Source organism: Paeniglutamicibacter gangotriensis Lz1y, assembly GCF_000348945.1.
GTDB classification, from domain to species: domain Bacteria; phylum Actinomycetota; class Actinomycetes; order Actinomycetales; family Micrococcaceae; genus Paeniglutamicibacter; species Paeniglutamicibacter gangotriensis.
On sequence record NZ_AOCK01000005.1, the window covers coordinates 229,314 to 247,412 of the forward strand.

Consider the following 18,099-nt stretch of genomic DNA (forward strand, 5'->3'; position numbering starts at 1 on the left):
CCTTGGAAGACTAACAGGCGAAACATGGCGGTCGCTGGACACCCGGTGGCCCGCTGGATGGCAGGGGCTGTTTCCAAGCACCCCGGGGCGCAGCACAACGCTGAGGCAACGTTGTTGCCACCGGCCTGTCGATTAGTGCACCGGTCGTGGACGCTGGGGCCCAGGAGGCGGACGTCAATCGCGGCGGTGCAGGCGGCACGCTGTGCCCGGGTGTTGCTGTCCGGAGCCTTCAGCGCGGGCCCGGTGCTGGCCGTCGCCGGGTGCGCCGCCCCCATCCACACGTCCGATCCGTGCATGCCGCCGGCTTACACCCTAGAATCCCCGGTCGCTGCCCCGGGCGAAACCCTGGGGATATCGGCGCCCGGTGCCACGTGCAACCCGGGCTACGGCAAGGATGCCCAGGTGCGCATCGAACTCGTCGACAACCAGCAGCAGGTCGTGTCCACCGAGCTGGCTCCGATGTCGGATGACGGCGCGTTCACCCACGACCTGCGCATCCCCGGTGGAACCACGCCGGGTTCCTACGGCATCACGGCCATTCCGGATGGGCTGGATTGGTGCGACGACACCGGCCGCGACAACCGCTTGTGTGTCGCCGACCTCGGGGTCAATGGCATATCCGCGGCCCGTGCATCCTGTGCCGTGCCCCGAATCGGGTTCCAGGTCACCACGTGACCGGTGGGCGATCGGGCACCACCTGGGTCAGTGGGTCGATTGTTCGTGCCCATGCTCGAGAGGCAGCGGTTCGACCCGCTCCAGGGCGTGGGGCAGGAACCTGCGCGAGTTCGTCCCGATGAAGGCCAGGGACACCAGGGCCAGGCCCATCATGGCGGCCATGATCCAGGCGCCGTCGGCCCATTGCGCGGCCACCGCGACCGCGGTCGGGGCGAGGAAGCCCACGTAGGCCAGCGTGTAGAAGAACCCGGTGAGCTTGCCCAGCTCGTGGGCCGCGGCCAGCCGCTGGATCTCCAGCAACCCGCCGACCATCAGCAGCCCGTTTCCGCAGCCCAGCACCGCGGATGCCACCAGCCCCAGCGCCGGGCTTGGCAACAGGATTGCCGCAAGCAGGGAGGCCAGACCCACGAAAACGATGACGGTGCCGGTGAGCAGCGAGCGGGCCGAAACCACGGTGTCCAGCCGGCGGGCCAGCGGCTGTATCAGCACGCTGCAGCCCAACGTGATGGCCACCGCGGCGGTGGCGTACGCCAGCCGCCCCTCCCCCAGCCCGGGGATGACGGCGGGGACGACGGCAAATCCGGTGGTGCCGGAGGCAAACACCCACAGCGCCGCCGGCGCGACCACCAGCCGGAACCGTTTGCGGGCCTGCGGGTTGGCGGCCTGCGCTTGCGCGGCCCCGCCTAAGGAGGCTCCTGCTCTGCGGGTCTCGGGCAGCCTGGCCACCACGAAGAGCACGGGAACGCACAGTGCGATGTGCACCGCGTACGGGAGGAACGCCGGGGCGGGGGCGTTGTTGGCCAGCAATCCGCCGACCACCGGGCCGAACCAGAACCCGGCGCTGGTCAGCAGGGACGCACGCCGGGCTCCCGAGCCTGCCACCGAGTGCAGGTCCCACGGCGCCTGGGAGAGTTCCTTGACCCAACTGGTGGCGGCGGCCATCACCAGACCCGTGGCGACGCCGGCCATGAGGCGCCCGGCAAAGAGCGGAAGGGCCCCGAAGATCGAGCCCATCATCGCCACGTTGGCCGCCATGGACAGGGCCACGGCAAAGAGGGTGATGTGTTTGCGCCCGGTCCGGTCCGAATAGCGCCCGCCAAGCAACAACGCCGGCACCAGGCCCAGCACGTACACGCCGAGCATCGAGGTGACCATGACCTCGGAGAAGCCGTGCTCCTGCCGGTAGTACACCAGCAGGGAGACGAACTGGTTCGCGCCCCAGCCGACCATCATCAGGCTCAGTGCTGCGGGGAACCAGGGCTTGGGCGTGCGGGACATCGGGATGTGTACTCTTGGCTTTCGTTCGGCGGGGATCGGTGAAGAATTCAGGAAACCGTGCATACCAGTGTTTCACGCCCGGCCGGACCGCCCAGCGTCATGACGAGCCGGCGGCTACCGGGTCGTTTCGGGCCGGGCCCGGCGCACCTGGCGGGACTCGACCCGCTCCAGGGCATGCGGCAGGTGCTTGCGCGAGTTCAGCGCGACGACGCCCAACGAGATGGCGCACAGCACGATGGTCCCGGCCATGATCCACGTGTTCGAGACCCACTGGGCGATGAACGCCACCGCGGTCGGCGCGAGGAACCCCGCGTAGGCCAGCGTGTAGAAGAACCCGGTCAGTGTGCCGAGCTCGTCGGGACCGGACGCACGCTGCAGCTCAAGCAGCCCGCCGACCATCAGCAGCCCGTTGCCGCAGCCCAGCAGGGCCGCCGCCGCGAGCCCCAACACCGGGCTGTTCAGCAGGATCGCGGCCAGCACGGTGCCCATGCCCAGCAGCACCACCGCGACGCCGGTCAGCAGCGAGCGGGCGCTGCTGGTGGTGTCTACGCGGCGGGCCAGCGGCTGGATGAGCACGCCGCAGCCCATGGTGATCGCCACCGCCACGGTGGTGTAGGCCAGGCGTTCTTCCCGCATGGCCGGGACCATTTCAGGGATGACGACAAACCCCATGGTGGCGGCCGCGAAGACCCAGGGTGCAGCCGGGGCGATGACCGCCCGGAAGCGCTTGCGTCCGGCGCCGGAGCGCGGGGCGGGGGCACCGCCCGAGGCTACCGGCCTTGCCACGCTCGGGACCGGGCGCGGTTGCCGCTTCCTGGTTTCGGGCAGCCGCACCAGCACGAAGAGCAGCGGGACGCAGAGCAGGATGTGCACCACGTACGGGACGATGTCGGGCACCGGTGCCCAGGCCACCAGCATCCCGCCGGTCACCGGGCCAAGCCAGAAGCCCGCCGAGGTCAGCAACGAGGCCCGCCGCGCCCCGGAGCCCGGCACCGAGGAGGCGTCCCAGGGCAGCTGGGAGAGTTCCTTCACCCAGCTGGTCGCCGCGGCCATGGCCAGGCCCGTCGCCGTTCCGGCCAGCAGCCTGCCGATGACCAGCGGCACCGGGCCGAAGGCCGAGCCCATCAGCGCAAAGCTGGCCGCCATGGACAGGGCCACGGCCAGGATCGCCAGCCGCTTGCGTCCGGTGCGGTCCGAGTAACGGCCACCCAACAGCAGCGCAGGGACCAGGCCCACCACGTATATGCCCAGCAGCGAGGTCACCAGGACCTCGGAGAATCCGTGCTCCTCCCGGTAATGGACCAGCAGCGACACGTACTGGTTGGCACCCCAGCCGACCATCATCAGGCTTAGCGCCGCGGGGAACCAGGGTTTGGCGGGGCGGGACATGGCTGAGATCTCGATCCTTCAACGGGCGGTGGCATGCGTGCTTGCTGGCAAGTGTTTCATGGTTTGACCCCATCAACGGGGTTGATGACTTGGCGCAGCACCGTCCGGGTTGCGGCGCGCCCGATACACTGGGTGGGGTGGGTGAACAGCCCCGGCAATGCCCGAATCCCGAGCAGCCAGCACCCGCCCTGGTTGAGCGGCTGGTGGCAGGACAGGTGCCGCTGACCGTGTGCCCGCTGTCAAACGTGCGGCTGCGAACGGTTGACACCATGGCCGGGCATCCGTTGCGGCGGATGCTGGAGGCTGGACTGAAGGTGTCGATCCACTCGGATGATCCCGCCTACTTCGGCGGCTACCTGGACACGAACTTTGCCGCGGTCATCGGGCAGTTCGAGCTGAGCCGCGGGGAGCAGGCGGTGCTGGCCCGGAACTCGATCGAGTCTTCCTTCCTGGAGGAGCCGGCGAAGGCGCGCCTGTGCGCCGAGGTGGACGTCTGGCTGGCCGCCGAACACCTGTAGCCGGCAGTCAAGGGCGCCCGGGAAGCGAACGGCTGGGAACAACGGTCGCTTCCCGGGCGCGGGATGCACGGCCATCGGGTTCCTGGGGGGAGAACCGGGCCGCGCTTCCCACGGGCGTCGACGCTGGGCAGCAGCCCGGCAACGACGGCCCTTTGGAGCGCCAGGAAGAACCCTGCATGGGGGGGGGGAACAGGGACTTCCATGGCGGATCGAGGACCACGAACCGGCTCCCGCTGAAACCGGCTCGTGGAAGAGCTGCCTTGCTAGGGCACCAGGTAGTTGCTGTCGCGGGCGTCGGTGATCAGCATGTGCCCGGGCGCGTGGCCGATGGCCAGCGCGGGCCTGGATTCCATGACGGCGGCCTGTGGGGTGACCCCGCAGGCCCAGAACACCGGGATGTGCCCGGCGGGGATGTCCACCGGATCGCCGAAGTCGGGCTTCGACAGATCCATGATGCCCAGTTCCTCCGGGTTGCCGATGTGCACCGGGGCCCCGTGGACCGCCGGGTAGCGGGAGGTGATGCGCACGGCATCGGAAACCTGGGAGGCGGGGATCGGACGCATCGACACCACCATGGGCCCGGACATCGACCCGGCCGAGGCGCTGCGGATGTTCGACTTGAACATCGGTACGTTCACACCCGCCTCGATGTGGGCGATCTGGATGCCGCCCTCCATCAATGCGGTCTCGAAGGTGAAGGAGCAGCCGACGATGAAGGTGACCAGGTCATCGCGCCAGTACCCGGTCAGGTCGGTCGGTTCGGCGACCTTCACGCCGTTTTCGTAGACCACGTACTTCGGCACGTCGGTGCGGATGTCCCCGCCCTTCAGCAGTTCCCCGCTGGTCTCCCCGGCGTCCAGCACGCCCAGGATCGGGCAGGACTTGGGGTTGCGCTGGGAGAAGAGCAATACGTCGAAGGCCTGGTCTTTGGGCACAATGATCAGGTTTGCCTGCGCGTAGCCCAGGGAGAACCCGGCGGTGGGCACCGCCAGTCCGTTGCGGAAGAGTTCACGTGCCTGTGCCGGGGAGAGAGTGGTGCGATCCTCCGGAAGCATGGTGCTGCCTGGCGTGTTGGTCATGTGAGGTGTTTTCCTTTCGGAAAGCTCGAGGCTGGGGATCAATGGCGCGGGCGTGGTGGTTAGGCCCAGAGCTTGGATAGGCCGGCCAGCGAGTTCCAACCCAGGTAGAGGGTCAGCAACCAGGTCGCGACACCGATTCCCAGCAGCCACTTGGGGTAGGCGTAGCCGTGCAGCAGGTCCCGGCGGCGCCATGCGGCGTAGAGCAGGATCGCAAAGCCGAAGGGGAGGATCAGTCCGTTGAAGGCGCCGGCGAAGATCAGCAGCGTCTGCGGGGCTTGACCCAGGAAGAGGTAGATGACCGCACAGACCGCGATGAAGGCCACGGTGATCAGGTTGCGGGTGCGCTCGGGGGTGGTGGACTTGGTGATGAAGGAAACCGAGGTGTACGCGGCGCCGATCACCGAGGTCAGTGCCGCGGCCCAGAGGATCACGCCGAAGGAGCGCATCCCGATCTCGCCTGCCGCATGGCCAAAGGCCTCGGCGGCCTTGTTGTCGCTGGTGAGCACGACGCCGCCGGCGACTACGCCGAGGATTGCCAAGAAGAGCAGCACGCGCATGATGCCGGTGACGATGATGCTCAGGATCGAGGTCCTGGTGATGTCCTTGACGTTCTCGATGCCGGCCGCACCGGAGTCGAGCATGCGGTGGGCGCCGGCGTAGGTGATGTAACCGCCGACGGTGCCGCCGATCAGCGTGGTGATGATCAGGAAGTTGATGTTCTCCGGCATGACCGAGTTCTTCAAGGCCTCGCCCACCGGAGGTGCGGCGACGATGGCCACGTAGAGCATCAGCAGGATCATGATGGCACCGAGCAGCACCACGATCTTGTCCAGGGCCATGCCTGCACGCTTGGACAGGAAGATCAGGATCGCCACGACCGCGGAAAGGATGCCGCCGATCTTGGGGTCCAGCCCCATCATGGCGTTGACACCCAGGCCGGTTCCGGCAATGTTGCCGATGTTGAAGACCATGCCGCCGATGAAGACCAGGGCAGCCAGGGCCCAGCCGATGCCGGGGAGGATTTTATTGCCCAGTTCCTGGGCACGGAGTCCGGAGACCCCGATGATGCGCCAGACATTCAGCTGGACGGCGATGTCCACCAGAATCGAGACAAGGATCGCGAAGGCGAACGATGCTCCGATCTGGACGGTGAATTCGGTGGTTTGGGTGATGAAGCCCGGCCCGATGGCGCTGGTGGCCATGAGGAACATGGCGCCGAGCATTGCTGTGCGCCGGGCTGAAGCACTGAGCTTCGGTTTTGTGCCTGGAGTGGTCATGATTCCATCCATCGGGTTGCGGGTGACTGCTGTCACAGGGTGGGGAGCGATGAGAAGTACATTACAGGTTGTTGAACAATCCTGGCAAGAGGTTGTTCAACAATCTTTGTCGGTTGGTGGCGCGGCCAGCTCCGGTTTCAAGAATGCACAGCAGGTCCGGCATCCAGCACGGGGCCCCCGTGGGCGACGGGACGGTGCCCAGGTTGGACCGCGCGTGCACGGATCAGGCAGTCGACATGGTGTGGGTCCGGCCCCATCCGCTTCGACGCAGCGGCGCACGTCAGGTGATCGTTGTGCGCGCATTCGAAGCGCGGGAAACGCGTCGGCCATGACGAAGCCCTTGAACCGGCGGCCACGCGGGTTTCGGGCCGCTCCGCCCTCTCACGGTAACCCCAAAAGGTCAGGAAATTTGGTGCAGGACGCGTCTCTCAATCGGGAAAATTTCACCACGGAAAACACCCGTCCGCCCTGCATTCTGCTTCCGACTCCGAAACCCGTAGCATCCTGCCCATCCCCCATGCCGCAGTGTCTCAGTGTCGCACCTCACGCACCCCGGGGCCTGTGGGTTGTAGCCTGAGCGGGTGAAGTTTCTCAACGATATTAACCCCGCCCACGACCTGACCTACAGCGATACCTTCATGGTGCCCTCACGATCGGCGGTGGCATCCCGCTCCGGAGTGGACCTGACCACCCCGGATTCCGTGGGCACCACCATCCCGCTGGTGGTCTCCAATATGACGGCGGTGGCCGGCAAGCGCATGGCCGAAACCGTCGCCCGACGCGGCGGGATCACGATCCTGCCGCAGGATATTTCTCCGCTGGCCCTGACCGACATGGTCTCCCAGGTCAAGGCAGCCCATCCGGTGTTTGAAACGCCGATCACGGTAGATGTCAACGACTCGGTCTCCATCGCGTTGGCGTTGCTGGGCAAACGCTCGCACGGGGCCGCAGTGGTGCTCGACGGGCACCAGCCGGTAGGCATCATCACGGAGAAGGACTGCCAAGAGGTCGACCGATTCACCCCGATTTACCAGGTCATGACCTCCGAAATTGTCACGGCGTCCAAGGACGAGCACCTGGATTCGGTTTTCGAGACCATGGCCGCCCGGCACCTGGGCATGGTTCCGGTGCTCGATGGCGAACACCTCGCCGGGGTACTCACCCGCAAGGGCGTGCTGCGTTCGGCCCTCTATACCCCGGCACTTGATCCGGCCGGCCGGCTGATGGTCGGTGCCGCGGTGGGCATCAACGGAGATGTCGGATCCAAGACCCGGGAACTACTTGATGCCGGGGTCGATGTCCTGGTGTTGGACACCGCCCACGGCCACCAGGAAAAAATGCTTGAGGCCCTGCCGGTGGCCGTGGCGGCCCGCGACGACTTTGCCCAAGGCACCGGGCGCCGAATCCAGGTTGCCGCCGGCAACGTGGTTTCGGCCGCCGGCACCATCGATCTGGCACGCGCCGGAGCCGACATCCTCAAGGTCGGGGTGGGCCCCGGTGCCATGTGCACCACGCGGATGATGACCGGAGTGGGGCGCCCGCAATTCTCCGCCGTCTTGGAATGCGCCACTGCGGCGCAGGAATCGGGCGCCGAGGTCTGGGCCGACGGCGGGGTCAAGTACCCGCGCGATGTCGCACTCGCCCTAGCCGCCGGGGCCGCCAGCGTCATGATCGGCTCCTGGTTCGCCGGGACCTATGAATCGGCCGGGGACCTGGCCTCCGACGGGGACGGCCGGCTCTACAAGGAAAGCTTCGGCATGGCCTCGGCCCGCGCGGTCAAGCAGCGCACCAAGCACCAATCGGCCTTCGACCGGGCGCGTGCGGCGCTCTTCGAAGAGGGGATCTCGCACTCGCGGATGTATCTGGACCCGCAGCGTCCGGGGGTGGAGGATCTTATCGATTCGATCGTTTCCGGGGTTCGCTCGGCCTTCAGCTATGCCGGTGCTGACTCGATTGCGCAGTTCCGCGAACGGGCCATCGTGGGTGTCCAGTCGGCTGCCGGATACGACGAGGGGCGACCACGCGAAGTTTCCTGGTAGGTCTTCGTTACAGCCAGGGCACGGCGCCCTGGCTGTGTTCGAAGACCAGCGAGGTCTGCGTGGTGGCAACGGCGGGATTGGCCGACAGGTTATCAAGCACGAATTGGCGTACGTCCTTGGAATCTCGCACTGCCACGTGAATCAGGAAGTCGTCCGCTCCGCCCAGGAAGAACAATTGGGTGACCCCGGGCTTGGCACGCATCTCCTCGGCGAAGGCCGACATCAGGTGTCGGGCCCCGGGGCGGATCTTCACGAAGATCAAGGCCTCCAGTGCGTGACCCAGAACCTCGGGATCAATTTCCAGGGTGAAGCGGCGGATGACACCGGCCGAGCGCAGGGCGTTGAGCCGCGCCAGGCAGGTGGAGGGGGCGATGCCCAGTTCCTCGGCCAGCGAGTTGTTGGTGCGCCGCGCATTTTCCGTGAGCATGCGCAGCAGTCCGCGGTCGATGTCATCAAGCTCGACGGGATTGACCTGGTGCATGTTTTTTTGGGTGATGGCCACGATGCTGCCCGGCTTTCGCAAAGATTCATTGGTTTCCTGAATCGTACCGATGTTTCTTTGCCTCGGGGATCAACTCGCCGCAGGAAGGACGCTTTCGGGAGGTTAGGCTCGTCAGCCGTTGCGGCGGCGATGACGGATCCACGCCAAGGTGATGATGACCAATACCAGTGCCCCGGCAACGATCCACTGCCAACCCAAGGCCAGCCAAGCGTAGACCACGGCCATGCCCACGGTGGAATAGATGGTGGCCCAGATCAGGCAACCGACCACGACGGCCGGAAGGTAGCGCAGCACCGGCATCCTGGCGATGCCCGCGCTGGCATTTACTGCTGTCTGGATGCCCACGGTCATGAACGAGAGCGGGATGGCAAAGATCCCCCATCGCTGGATGAAGCGCTCGGCACGGCGGTAGATCGGACCGGTCAGCACATGCTGGAAGCGGGTGTGTTTCACCCCGGAGGCAATGCCACGGCCGATCCAGTAGGTGCTGTTGGCCCGGGCCATGGAAAGCAAAAAGAGGAACGCGAAGGCCCAACCAAAGGGCGCGTCTCTTAACCAGTCCATGAGCCCCAGCATATCGGTGTAGGCAGCACGCTTCGGGCTTTGGTGAGCTAGCAGACAATGAGCGCCCCGGGTGTCGGTTCCCTCCTCGAATGAGTGCTTAAAACGTGGGTGGGGTGGCTACGGCACCGAGCGGATGTTGCGCACCAGCAGTGCGCCGCAGATCCCGATGAGGGCCGCGACAATGAACAGTGCGGTATACCCGCCGAGCAGCTTCACCGAGATGAACGCCAGGGTCGGGGCGATGACCTGCGGCAGCGCGTTGGCCACGTTGATCACTCCCATGTCCTTGCCGCGGCTCGTGGCCGAGGGCAGCACCTGGGTCAGCAGCGCGAAGTCCACGGCTAGGTAGGCTCCAAAGCCCAGTCCCAGCACCGCGGCACCGAGGATGGCCCCGGTGAAGTTCTGCGACACGGCAATGATCAAGGCGGAGCAGGCCACCACGATCGAGGAGCCGATCACGTAAATCTTCCGCTTGCCGCTCCTGTCGCTGACCGGGCCCACGAGCACGGCGCTGATGATCACCATAACCGCGTAGATTCCTGTCAGGATCAGCACCCCGCCGGCCGGGTTCGGGTAGCGGACCACATCGGTGAGGAAGAACAGCAGGTAGACGATCGTCATTTGGTTGCCGGTGTTCATCATGAAACGGGTCAGCCAGGCCCAGCCGAAGTCGCGATGAACCATCGGGTTGATCCAGAAGCCCTTGAAGAAATCCAGCAGATTGAAGGACTCCCGGAATTCGCGCGGCAGGGGCGGGTCATTGGGTCGCACCACATAGGGGATCACCGAAACCACCAGGGCCGCGGCGCAAATGAAGTAGCCCACGGCAATGTTTCCGGAAATCACGAAACCCACCACCGCCCCGAGCAATACCCCGACGGTCTGCCCCATGGCGGCCAGTCCCCCGATGGCACCGCGCCGGCGTTCGGGCACCCGGTCCGGGATCGTGGCGGTGACCGAAGAATATGCGGCGTTAGCCCCGGCTTGAAGCCCGCACCAGCCCAGCAGCATGAGCCCCACGGTGGTGGCCCCGGAGAGCAGCAACAGCGACGCGGCACCCAGAATCGCTCCAGCGAGGATCCAGGGGGAACGCCTACCCATCTTGGAGACCGTGCGGTCGGAGAGTGCACCGAAGAGCGGATTTGCCACCAATGCCACGGAGGCTCCGCATGCTGTGACCAACGACAGGATCGCTTCCTTGGACCCTGCATCAATCTCGGTGGCCTGCAAGCCCAGCAACACGTTGATGGGCGCAAAAAAGACGATGTTGATGCCGATATTAATGGCAACGATCGAGGCAACCCAACCGGCCTTGACGTTCTTGGTCGGGCTGCGGAGCGCCTCGGGCAGACCGGATTCTCCACCACCGGCCAACGCCGTGGGGTCGGTGGGATTGCTGGGCACCTAGATCACGCTCGAAAGCATTCCGGCACCAGTACCGAGTACGAGCGAACCAACGAGGATCCAGGTGATCATTTTGACGCGTTTACGAATTGATTCCATGGTTCGTTTATCGTAGGCGAGTTCAAGCACGGATGCCCCATCCCACGAAGTGATATTGCGCGGGCCGCAGTTCCAATCCCGCGAAGACAGATTACGCTATTGGCATGAGCAAACATGGATCCGGGCAACGCCTGTGGGCACCGCGCCACAGCGGTTGGACCCTGGCCCACCATTTGCTGCCTTCCTTCGTCTTGTTCGCGTTCGTTTCGGCCACTGGAACCTATGCCCTCCTGCATGGCCGCCCGGTGCTCTCGACCGCCTTGTTCGCCAGCGCTCTGGCCGTGCTGATGGGTATTGTTTCAGCCCTCCGGCGCCCCACCGCCGATCAGCCGGTCCAGGAAGCCGCGGTTGCCACCAGCACCGGCACCCGCGCCGCAACCTGGTTCCCGATGGTGCGAACCTCGGCCGTATGGGCTGCTGCAGTGATGGGACTGGCGGTGGTGATCTTGGTGGCCAGCATTGCCTTGAGCGCCAGGCTGCTGTTCATCCACAGTTATGACCCGCTGCTGTTGATTCTGTTGCTCGCCGTGTTGCTGGTCATGGGCGGGGTCTACGTCCTGAACCGTGGCATCCATATGGCTCGGGTGGCCGCGACCGCCCAGGAACCCGGCGTCTATCTGACGCGGAGCCGTATTCTGCTCTACGGATCGCGGGGAACCCAGGAAATTTATTGGAACGACGTCACGGGGATCACGGAGGCGGATCCGCCGCGCCGTAGGCCGCTGGGCAAGCGAGGTCCGGCGTGGATCGTGCTCTCGCAATCGTTGGAGCAACCCGGAGCTCGGGGGAAACTGGTGATCCCGGTCCATGAGTTGTCGGCAAATCCCGACCAATTGAAGCGCACGCTCGATCATTATTGGGTCCATGCCGCCGAACGGCTGGAACTTGGCACCGAGGCCGCTCTGCTTCGTGTGGAAGGATTCATCCCACTGGATTAGGTTCGGGTGGCTGCGGTCCCGGGGTACAGCAGCACCCTGTCCTCACGGACCTCGATCCGGTGGGTACGGGCGTCACGGACCGCCGGTAGGCACAGGACACGGCCGTCCGGCAGGCAAAAACGCGAGGAGTGCAGCGGGCATTCGATTTCCTCGCCCTCGATCCACCCTTCCGAAAGCGAGGCCACCTCGTGTGGGCATTCGTCATCCAGTGCGTAGTAGCTCCCGGTCTCGGCACGAAAAAGCCCGATGTCCTCCTGGTACCCGCTTGTTTCCGTGGGGATCAGCAGTGCGGTGCCGGGCTCAAGCATCTCTGTGGTCCCCAGGTCCACCGCCGGCAACCCGGTTCCTTCTCGCATGTTCCCCACCCCTGATCCTTGGTCTTTCCCCTCAGTCTGACTCCTGTCCAGCCACCGGGGCAAGGGGACAGGCCTACTTTCTAGCGAGCGAGTTTCTTCAGCGCGATTCCAGGATCGGCGAGCGATTCGGGAGGAACAATGATGCCCCGGTCGATGATGCGGCGTGCTGCCCGGATGGTCAATCCCCCGTCGATGGACGCCGCTCCGAGCATCCGCCCGTCTTCGGCCAGGTGGAACGCGGCGATCGGATCTTCGCCGGCCAGGCGCAGCACCGTGGCGCCAACCCCATTCATGTCCCCCACGCCCTCGACGTGGGTCCCGTGGCGGTCGGACCAGAACCACGAGGCTCCATGCACCGGAAGTTCCTGCTCCAGGATGGCTGCGGCAGCCGTGGCACCGGTGTTCATGGCGTATTCCCAGTGCTCCCCGCGGCGCTCCAGTGACCCATCAGGGTTCCTGGTGCGGGCCATGTCACCGACGGCATAAATCAGCGGGTTCGATGTGCGTTGGTTTTCATCGACGAGCATCCCGTTCTCGGTTTCCAGTCCGGCCGCCTGGGCGAGCGCGGTATTGGGTACGATGCCAATACCCACCAGCACCTCGTCGCAGTCGATGCTTCGGCCGTCATCGAGGATGAGGCTATGACCGTGGGTGGTCTTGGAGATGTCCACCGGGGTCCCATGGACCAGGGTGATTCCGGCATCCAGATGCATGGCATGCAGCCGGCGAGCCAGGGCCTGGCCGACGGCGGGGACCAACGGCGGGTCAACCGGGTCGATCAGGGTAACTTCCGCGCCGAGGGTCCGGGCCGAGGATGCCACCTCCGCACCGATCAGCCCGGCGCCGACGATGACCAGGCGCATTCCTGGGGTGGTCTTTTCCCGCAGGACATCTGCATCCTCCTTGTTGCGCAGGGCGAGCACGGTTTCCAGGTCTCCGCCGGGGATCGGCAGCGGGCGGGGTGAACCGCCGGTGGCCAATACCAGCCGATCGGCATGCACTCGCCGCCCATCCGCGAGCTCTACGCCTAGGTACTCGGTATCCAGCTTCCGCACCGTGCCGCGGATCAACTCGACGCGGTGCTCTGCGTACCATTCGGCCGGGGCAAGTGCGATCCCCGCGGTGTCCTTCTGACCCAGCAGGTAGGCCTTGCTCAATGGAGGCCTGTCGTAGGGGATCCCTGCGGGGTCGATGATGCTCAGCGCTCCGGCATAGCCACGGGCACGCAGGTTCTGCGCAACCGTGAATCCGGCTAGGCCACCGCCGATGACCAGAATCGATTCAATGCTCATGGGGGGATGTTGCCGATCCGTTGATAAATGAATGGGCGCGTGGTCTATGGGAGCAAGCACCCGGGGTCTTGCTCCCATTATCCCGCGCTGACAGGCTTCCGCACAAAGTCGCGGTCCCGCCTCAGGCACCGCCAAATATTCGCGGTGCTCACCAAGCGGCGCCACCGGGCGGGGCATGGGAACACCGGTGGGGCCCGGATAAGGATCCGGGCCCCACCGGCGTACGGCAGGGATTTCGGCGAGGTCAGACCGTGGGCTTCACCTCGTCGTCCTCCTCCTGTGCCGGTGGCTCGCCGCCCTGGTCGAGGTACTCCTGCGAGGACTCGAACTCCGGCGTATCGAAGGTCTGTCCGGCGAGGGGGTCCTTGTGCTCGCCATTGATCTGGATGGCCCCGGTCCGCGGATCCACGCTCGTGGCCTCGGGGTCAACATTGCGGAAGGTGATGACTTGATTCGGCTCCGCCGGCTCGGATTTCGATCGACGCTCCCCCTCGCTGAACCCGGAGAGCGACGTCGTGGTGCCCCCGATGCCGCGCAGTATCCGCCGGCTCGTGGCGTGCTCCGGGTCGGGCCGCATCTCGGGGGCGGTGGTAGCGGTGACCTCCATGTAGTTGGGCATCGTGGCCACGTCGTGGCGGAAGGCCCGCGTCAGCGAGATGCAGGCCAACAGGAGGATGATCGAGAACGGCGCCGCCGTCGAGATCGAGAGCGTCTGCAGGGCGGTCAGTGCGGCGCTGCCGCCAACCACCAGCAGCACGGCCGCCGCGACCCCTTCCAGCACGGCCCAGTAGATGCGGGTGGATTTGGGTGTATCGGTGCTGCCGCCGCTGGCGAGCATGTCGATCACCAGCGATCCGGAGTCCGAGGAGGTGACGAAGAAGAAAACGACAACGATCATGGCAATGACGCTGAGCACTGTCGCGAACGGGAACGCATCGAAGAACGCGAACAGCGCCGTCGTGGAGTCCACCGCCCCGTCTGTGACCATATTGACAGTGCCCTCGCGCTGGAACAGAATCGCGGAGTCGCCGAAGATCGTGAACCAGACCAGGCTCACCATCGTCGGGGCCACCAGCACGCCGAGGATGAACTGACGGATCGTGCGGCCGCGGGAAATCCGGGCAATGAACATGCCCACAAACGGCGCCCAGCTGACCCACCAGCCCCAGTAGAAGATCGTCCAGTCGGCCTCCCAGCCGTCGGTCGAGAACGGCCCGACGTGGAACATGATCTCGGGCAGGAAGTTCAGGTAGTTGCCCAAGTTCTCGGGGAACGCCTTGAGCAGGAAGATCGTCGGGCCCAGGACGAACACGGCGAGGGCGAGCAGCGCCGCGACGGACATATTGATGTTCGAGAGCCACTTCAGGCCCTTGTGCACGCCGGAGACCACCGACCATACCGCGATCGTGGTGATGAGGGTGATGATGACGATAATCAGCCAGTTTGAGGACTCCGCCCAACCGAGGAATTCGAACCCGCCGATGATCTGGCTGACGCCGAAACCGAACGAAGTCGCGATGCCGAAGAGCGTGCCGACGATGGCGACCGTGTCGATAGCGTGCCCGATCCACCCTTCGATGCGCTCACGGCCCAGCAGCGGCTCAAGCAGCCAGCGCACCGCCAGCGGACGGCCACGGCGGAAGGACATGTAGGCAAGGCCGAGGCCGACGATCGAGTAGATCGCCCACGGGTGCAGCCCCCAGTGCAGCATCACGGAGCCAAACGAGGTGTTGATTGCTTCGGTCGTTTCCCCTTCGACACCGAGCGGAGGGGTGATGTAGTGGCTCATCGGTTCGGCCACAGAGAAGAACACCAGACCGATGCCCATGCCGGCGCTGAAGAGCATCAAGAACCAGGAGACGATTCCGAATTCGGGCTTCTCGTCGTCGCGCCCGAGCCGGATGCGCCCGATCTTCGAGACGGCAAAGTAGATCGCGAACGCCAGGAAGACGTTTACGACGATGACGTACCACCAGCCGACGCCGTTGGAGATGATGGAATTGAGCTTGCTCGTGGCCTCCTCAAGCTCGTCGCCGGCCACCCTGCTGAGGACCACCGTGATCAGCAGCAACGAGATAATCACGATGGACGCCGGAATGAAGACCGGCTTCAGGATCTTGGACCGGGGCGGCGAGGCTGTTCGCCGGTCTGTGGACGAGGAAGACATTTCAGTACCTCTTTCGTCGTGTTGGGTAGCGCTCGGGCTGCCAACGCGTGGAGACTTTCCCTAGAACGTAACACAACGTGAGGCAGCTCACGCCCTGCAAGTTTTCCCTGGAATGCTCGCCGCCGGGCGGCTCGCGCCGGGGCACCTTCCACCTCGGGCCCATGCCCGGCAGCACCATCCACGCTCCGGGACGGGCCTGCCCAGGCGACAGGACGCTGGGAGGCGCCGGGTTCGGGCACGGATTTTTGCACTCATGCAAACTCTTGTTGCCTAATCGCATCTCTTATATGGGTGACGCGGCTTCTGCCTCATCCACTTCGTGCCGCACCTTGGCACGGACCATCCCCAGCCGAGCTGACGCGCGTCTAGGGTGGATCTAATCCATCTTCCGATTCACCGATTTTCGCAGGAGTTTCACGATGACCGTCACCCAGATTCCCGATTACACAACCGATGCCTTCTTCGGGCTCGAAGACAAGTGGCTGGAAACGGCCGAGGGCGAACTCACCCACTACCACGAGCTTGGCGAGGGCACCCCGCTGCTGTTCCTGCACGGCTCCGGCACCGGCGTCACCGCCGCCGCCAACTGGTGGCTGAACCTGCCGGAACTGGCAGAGGCCGGCCGCTGCATCGCCATCGACTCGGTCGGCTACGGCCAGACCGTCGTGCCCGAGGGCATCGAATACGGCATCAAGGAATGGGTCCGCCACGCGGTCCGCGTCCTGGACGCCCTGGGCATCGAGAAGACCTGGATCGTGGGAAACTCCATCGGCGGCTGGGTCGCCATGCAGTTCGCCATTGACTTCCCCGAGCGTCTGCTCGGTATCGTCTCCATGGGCACCGGCGGAGCCAAGAAGACCGCAGCTCTCTCCGGACATGCTAAGCCCGAGCTCTCCGAGGCCGGCATCCGCCGCACCCTCGAGCAGTTCGTCGTGGACAAGGCTCTGGTCACCGACGAGCTGGTGTCCCTGCGTTACGCCTCGGCCCTGAACGACACCGCATCGGACCGCCTGGTCGACGTTGTCACCGCACGCGACCGCGACCGCGATGCCCTCCCGCTGGATTTCGAGGTCCTGGGCAAGCTCGAGATCCCGGTGCTCCTGATCCACGGCATGCAGGACGTCGTCATTCCGGTGACCCGTACCCACGAATTGCAGGGAGTCATCCCCACCGCCGACGCTCACATTTTCAACCAGTGCGGCCACTGGTCGCAGGTTGAACGTGCCAGCGAGTTCAACCAGGTCATCAAGTCATACCTCGCACAACACATGGCCAAGTAGCCCCGACATATCACCATCAGCGAAGCCCCGCAGGTCCCGACAAGGACCGGCGGGGCTTCCGTGTTCCGGCCAACGGCATGACCCCTGCCCCCGCCAGACACACACCCCTAAACTGAGGAATATCCTCTGGCCGACCGAAAGCGGTCTCGCCACCAAGAGCACCACCACGGGAGTAAATCAACATGCAGATTTGGTCGCACAACATCGATGTCCAGGACCTCAACGACAAGGGCAAAGGCACGTTGAATGCGGCACTAGGCATCGAAATCACCTCGTTCACCGAGAATACGCTGACCGGTCGGATGCCGGTCAACGAGCAGACGATCCAACCTGCCGGGGTATTGCACGGCGGGGCTTCCGTGGCCTTCGCCGAGACTTTGGCCTCGTGGGCAGGATCGCTGGCGGTGGACGACTCACGTTTCCATGTGGTCGGTCAGGAAATCAACGCCAACCACTTGCGTGCCGGCATTTCGGGGCAGTGGGTTCAGGGAACCGCCAGCCCCGTTCACCTTGGGCGCAAGACCCATGTGTGGGAAATCCGGATCACCAACGAAGACCACAAGCTCGTGTGCATATCGCGATGCACACTGGCGGTCTTGGAAATCCCCGGACAGTACACCCGCGCCGAGGAACGAACCGGATCCTAACAACCGAGGCCGTACCGGCGGCGGTCAACCTTTGGAAGCAAACTGCGCCACGTGTGGCGCTGTGCTGGTGATGTGCAGCAACGCCTTGGCCTCGAGGGCGCCGAAGGCGTGCTCGACATCGGCAGGGAAACGCAAGAAATCGCCTTCGAAGAGCCGCACAATTTCGGTTCCGTAACGGATATCCGCTGGTCCTTCAATGACATAGACCTGGTGAAGCGAGCCGGTACTCAAGGTAGCGCCCTTGGCGCTTTCTAGCGGCACCTCGACAGCCAGCAGTTGGGTGCGTACATAGCCTGAACCATAGATCTGGTCGAGCTCCCGGGTGGGCCCCTGGGGTTTGGTGCTCCACGACCCGTCGGCCTTGCGACGCATGAGCACGGGCGATCCCCACTCGGTGAGCAGTCCGCCGATACGAATACTTAGGGCACGAGCCACTTCCTCGAGCGTGCCGATGGTGGGGTTCCCCTGGCCCTGTTCAATCTTGGACAGGGTCTGCTTGGAGACGCCCGCCCGGCGGGCCAGTTCCCCGAGCGAAAGCTCCCGTTCCATTCTGATGCGCTGGATATTCCGTGAAATCACGTGGTTTGTCGCCATG

16 protein-coding genes and 1 pseudogene are annotated in these 18,099 nt (G+C 65.0%); 6 read left to right on the plus strand and 11 right to left on the minus strand.

Going from position 1 to position 18,099, the window contains the following annotated elements:
* The first annotated feature begins 24 nt into the window (after nucleotides 1–24).
* A complete protein-coding gene (locus tag ADIAG_RS20195) occupies nucleotides 25–675 on the plus strand; it encodes a hypothetical protein (protein ID WP_007271275.1) in 651 nt (216 codons plus the stop codon).
* Nucleotides 676–702: 27 nt separating this feature from the next.
* Here ADIAG_RS20195 and ADIAG_RS10205 read toward each other — a convergent pair whose 3' ends face one another.
* Both ADIAG_RS10205 and ADIAG_RS10210 read right to left on the minus strand, forming a co-directional pair.
* Nucleotides 703–1,953 (minus strand): MFS transporter, encoded by a 1,251-nt coding sequence (locus ADIAG_RS10205; protein WP_007271276.1) that lies wholly within the window; start codon nucleotides 1,951–1,953, stop codon nucleotides 703–705.
* A 114-nt stretch (nucleotides 1,954–2,067) separates the two neighbouring features.
* Nucleotides 2,068–3,342 carry an MFS transporter gene (locus ADIAG_RS10210; RefSeq protein ID WP_007271277.1) on the minus strand — a complete coding sequence of 425 codons (1,275 nt, stop codon included), beginning with the start codon at nucleotides 3,340–3,342 and terminating at the stop codon, nucleotides 2,068–2,070.
* A gap of 182 nt (nucleotides 3,343–3,524) precedes the next feature.
* Between ADIAG_RS10210 and ADIAG_RS22125 the strand changes: the two are divergent.
* Nucleotides 3,525–3,860 (plus strand): annotated as a pseudogene (locus tag ADIAG_RS22125) (adenosine deaminase); the annotation flags it as partial.
* Between the two features lie 263 nt (nucleotides 3,861–4,123).
* Here the strand turns inward: ADIAG_RS22125 and ADIAG_RS10220 are convergent.
* Nucleotides 4,124–4,939: a putative hydro-lyase gene (locus tag ADIAG_RS10220; protein WP_007271279.1), complete on the minus strand. Its 816-nt coding sequence runs from the start codon at nucleotides 4,937–4,939 to the stop codon at nucleotides 4,124–4,126.
* 59 nt (nucleotides 4,940–4,998) lie between these two features.
* Entirely contained in the window at nucleotides 4,999–6,216 is a 1,218-nt protein-coding gene (locus ADIAG_RS10225; RefSeq protein ID WP_043474371.1) for an NRAMP family divalent metal transporter, read from the minus strand.
* A 581-nt stretch (nucleotides 6,217–6,797) separates the two neighbouring features.
* Here ADIAG_RS10225 and ADIAG_RS10230 point away from each other — a divergent pair.
* Complete coding sequence (locus ADIAG_RS10230) at nucleotides 6,798–8,255, plus strand: GuaB1 family IMP dehydrogenase-related protein (protein WP_007271281.1); 1,458 nt, start codon at nucleotides 6,798–6,800, stop codon at nucleotides 8,253–8,255.
* Nucleotides 8,256–8,262: 7 nt separating this feature from the next.
* Here the strand turns inward: ADIAG_RS10230 and ADIAG_RS10235 are convergent, their stop codons facing one another.
* The 3 genes from ADIAG_RS10235 to ADIAG_RS10245 all read right to left on the minus strand — a co-directional run bounded on the left by ADIAG_RS10235 (nucleotide 8,263) and on the right by ADIAG_RS10245 (nucleotide 10,725).
* Nucleotides 8,263–8,736 (minus strand): Lrp/AsnC family transcriptional regulator, encoded by a 474-nt coding sequence (locus ADIAG_RS10235; RefSeq protein WP_051059905.1) that lies wholly within the window; start codon nucleotides 8,734–8,736, stop codon nucleotides 8,263–8,265.
* Between the two features lie 132 nt (nucleotides 8,737–8,868).
* Nucleotides 8,869–9,321, minus strand: a complete 453-nt coding sequence (locus ADIAG_RS10240; protein WP_043474539.1) for a DedA family protein — start codon at nucleotides 9,319–9,321, stop codon at nucleotides 8,869–8,871.
* 117 nt (nucleotides 9,322–9,438) lie between these two features.
* A complete protein-coding gene (locus ADIAG_RS10245) occupies nucleotides 9,439–10,725 on the minus strand; it encodes an MFS transporter (protein WP_007271284.1) in 1,287 nt (428 codons plus the stop codon).
* A gap of 203 nt (nucleotides 10,726–10,928) precedes the next feature.
* Between ADIAG_RS10245 and ADIAG_RS10250 the strand changes: the two genes are divergently transcribed.
* Nucleotides 10,929–11,762, plus strand: coding sequence for a hypothetical protein (locus ADIAG_RS10250; RefSeq protein WP_007271285.1), 834 nt, complete (start codon nucleotides 10,929–10,931; stop codon nucleotides 11,760–11,762).
* On the opposite strand, the gene ADIAG_RS10255 is transcribed toward ADIAG_RS10250, so the two are convergent.
* The 3 genes from ADIAG_RS10255 to ADIAG_RS10265 all read right to left on the minus strand — a co-directional run bounded on the left by ADIAG_RS10255 (nucleotide 11,759) and on the right by ADIAG_RS10265 (nucleotide 15,577).
* Nucleotides 11,759–12,118, minus strand: coding sequence for a Rieske 2Fe-2S domain-containing protein (locus ADIAG_RS10255; RefSeq protein WP_007271286.1), 360 nt, complete (start codon nucleotides 12,116–12,118; stop codon nucleotides 11,759–11,761). The genes ADIAG_RS10250 and ADIAG_RS10255 overlap by 4 nt on opposite strands.
* Before the next feature lie 80 nt (nucleotides 12,119–12,198).
* Nucleotides 12,199–13,410 carry an NAD(P)/FAD-dependent oxidoreductase gene (locus ADIAG_RS10260; protein ID WP_007271287.1) on the minus strand — a complete coding sequence of 404 codons (1,212 nt, stop codon included), beginning with the start codon at nucleotides 13,408–13,410 and terminating at the stop codon, nucleotides 12,199–12,201.
* 244 nt (nucleotides 13,411–13,654) lie between these two features.
* Nucleotides 13,655–15,577, minus strand: a complete 1,923-nt coding sequence (locus ADIAG_RS10265; RefSeq protein ID WP_007271288.1) for a BCCT family transporter — start codon at nucleotides 15,575–15,577, stop codon at nucleotides 13,655–13,657.
* Nucleotides 15,578–15,996: 419 nt separating this feature from the next.
* On the opposite strand from ADIAG_RS10265, the gene ADIAG_RS10270 reads away from it, so the two are divergent.
* Nucleotides 15,997–16,857 (plus strand): alpha/beta fold hydrolase, encoded by an 861-nt coding sequence (locus tag ADIAG_RS10270; RefSeq protein ID WP_007271289.1) that lies wholly within the window; start codon nucleotides 15,997–15,999, stop codon nucleotides 16,855–16,857.
* A gap of 182 nt (nucleotides 16,858–17,039) precedes the next feature.
* The gene (locus tag ADIAG_RS10275) at nucleotides 17,040–17,504 is read left to right on the plus strand and encodes a PaaI family thioesterase (protein WP_007271290.1); all 465 of its coding nucleotides are present in this window, start codon (nucleotides 17,040–17,042) and stop codon (nucleotides 17,502–17,504) included.
* Between the two features lie 24 nt (nucleotides 17,505–17,528).
* On the opposite strand, the gene ADIAG_RS10280 is transcribed toward ADIAG_RS10275, so the two are convergent.
* Nucleotides 17,529–18,098 carry a helix-turn-helix domain-containing protein gene (locus ADIAG_RS10280; RefSeq protein WP_007271291.1) on the minus strand — a complete coding sequence of 190 codons (570 nt, stop codon included), beginning with the start codon at nucleotides 18,096–18,098 and terminating at the stop codon, nucleotides 17,529–17,531.
* Nucleotide 18,099: the final 1 nt, after the last annotated feature.

Excerpts from the sequence above, each read along its gene's own strand:
- ADIAG_RS20195 (WP_007271275.1), top strand. The coding sequence starts at position 25 with ATGGCGGTCGCTGGACACCCGGTGGCCCGCTGGATGGCAGGGGCTGTT.
- ADIAG_RS10205 (WP_007271276.1), bottom strand. The coding sequence starts at position 1,953 with ATGTCCCGCACGCCCAAGCCCTGGTTCCCCGCAGCACTGAGCCTGATG.
- ADIAG_RS10210 (WP_007271277.1), bottom strand. The coding sequence starts at position 3,342 with ATGTCCCGCCCCGCCAAACCCTGGTTCCCCGCGGCGCTAAGCCTGATG.
- ADIAG_RS10220 (WP_007271279.1), bottom strand. The coding sequence starts at position 4,939 with ATGACCAACACGCCAGGCAGCACCATGCTTCCGGAGGATCGCACCACT.
- ADIAG_RS10225 (WP_043474371.1), bottom strand. The coding sequence starts at position 6,216 with ATGACCACTCCAGGCACAAAACCGAAGCTCAGTGCTTCAGCCCGGCGC.
- ADIAG_RS10235 (WP_051059905.1), bottom strand. The coding sequence starts at position 8,736 with ATGCACCAGGTCAATCCCGTCGAGCTTGATGACATCGACCGCGGACTG.
- ADIAG_RS10240 (WP_043474539.1), bottom strand. The coding sequence starts at position 9,321 with ATGGACTGGTTAAGAGACGCGCCCTTTGGTTGGGCCTTCGCGTTCCTC.
- ADIAG_RS10250 (WP_007271285.1), top strand. The coding sequence starts at position 10,929 with ATGAGCAAACATGGATCCGGGCAACGCCTGTGGGCACCGCGCCACAGC.
- ADIAG_RS10255 (WP_007271286.1), bottom strand. The coding sequence starts at position 12,118 with ATGCGAGAAGGAACCGGGTTGCCGGCGGTGGACCTGGGGACCACAGAG.
- ADIAG_RS10260 (WP_007271287.1), bottom strand. The coding sequence starts at position 13,410 with ATGAGCATTGAATCGATTCTGGTCATCGGCGGTGGCCTAGCCGGATTC.
- ADIAG_RS10265 (WP_007271288.1), bottom strand. The coding sequence starts at position 15,577 with ATGTCTTCCTCGTCCACAGACCGGCGAACAGCCTCGCCGCCCCGGTCC.
- ADIAG_RS10270 (WP_007271289.1), top strand. The coding sequence starts at position 15,997 with ATGACCGTCACCCAGATTCCCGATTACACAACCGATGCCTTCTTCGGG.
- ADIAG_RS10275 (WP_007271290.1), top strand. The coding sequence starts at position 17,040 with ATGCAGATTTGGTCGCACAACATCGATGTCCAGGACCTCAACGACAAG.
- ADIAG_RS10280 (WP_007271291.1), bottom strand. The coding sequence starts at position 18,098 with ATGGCGACAAACCACGTGATTTCACGGAATATCCAGCGCATCAGAATG.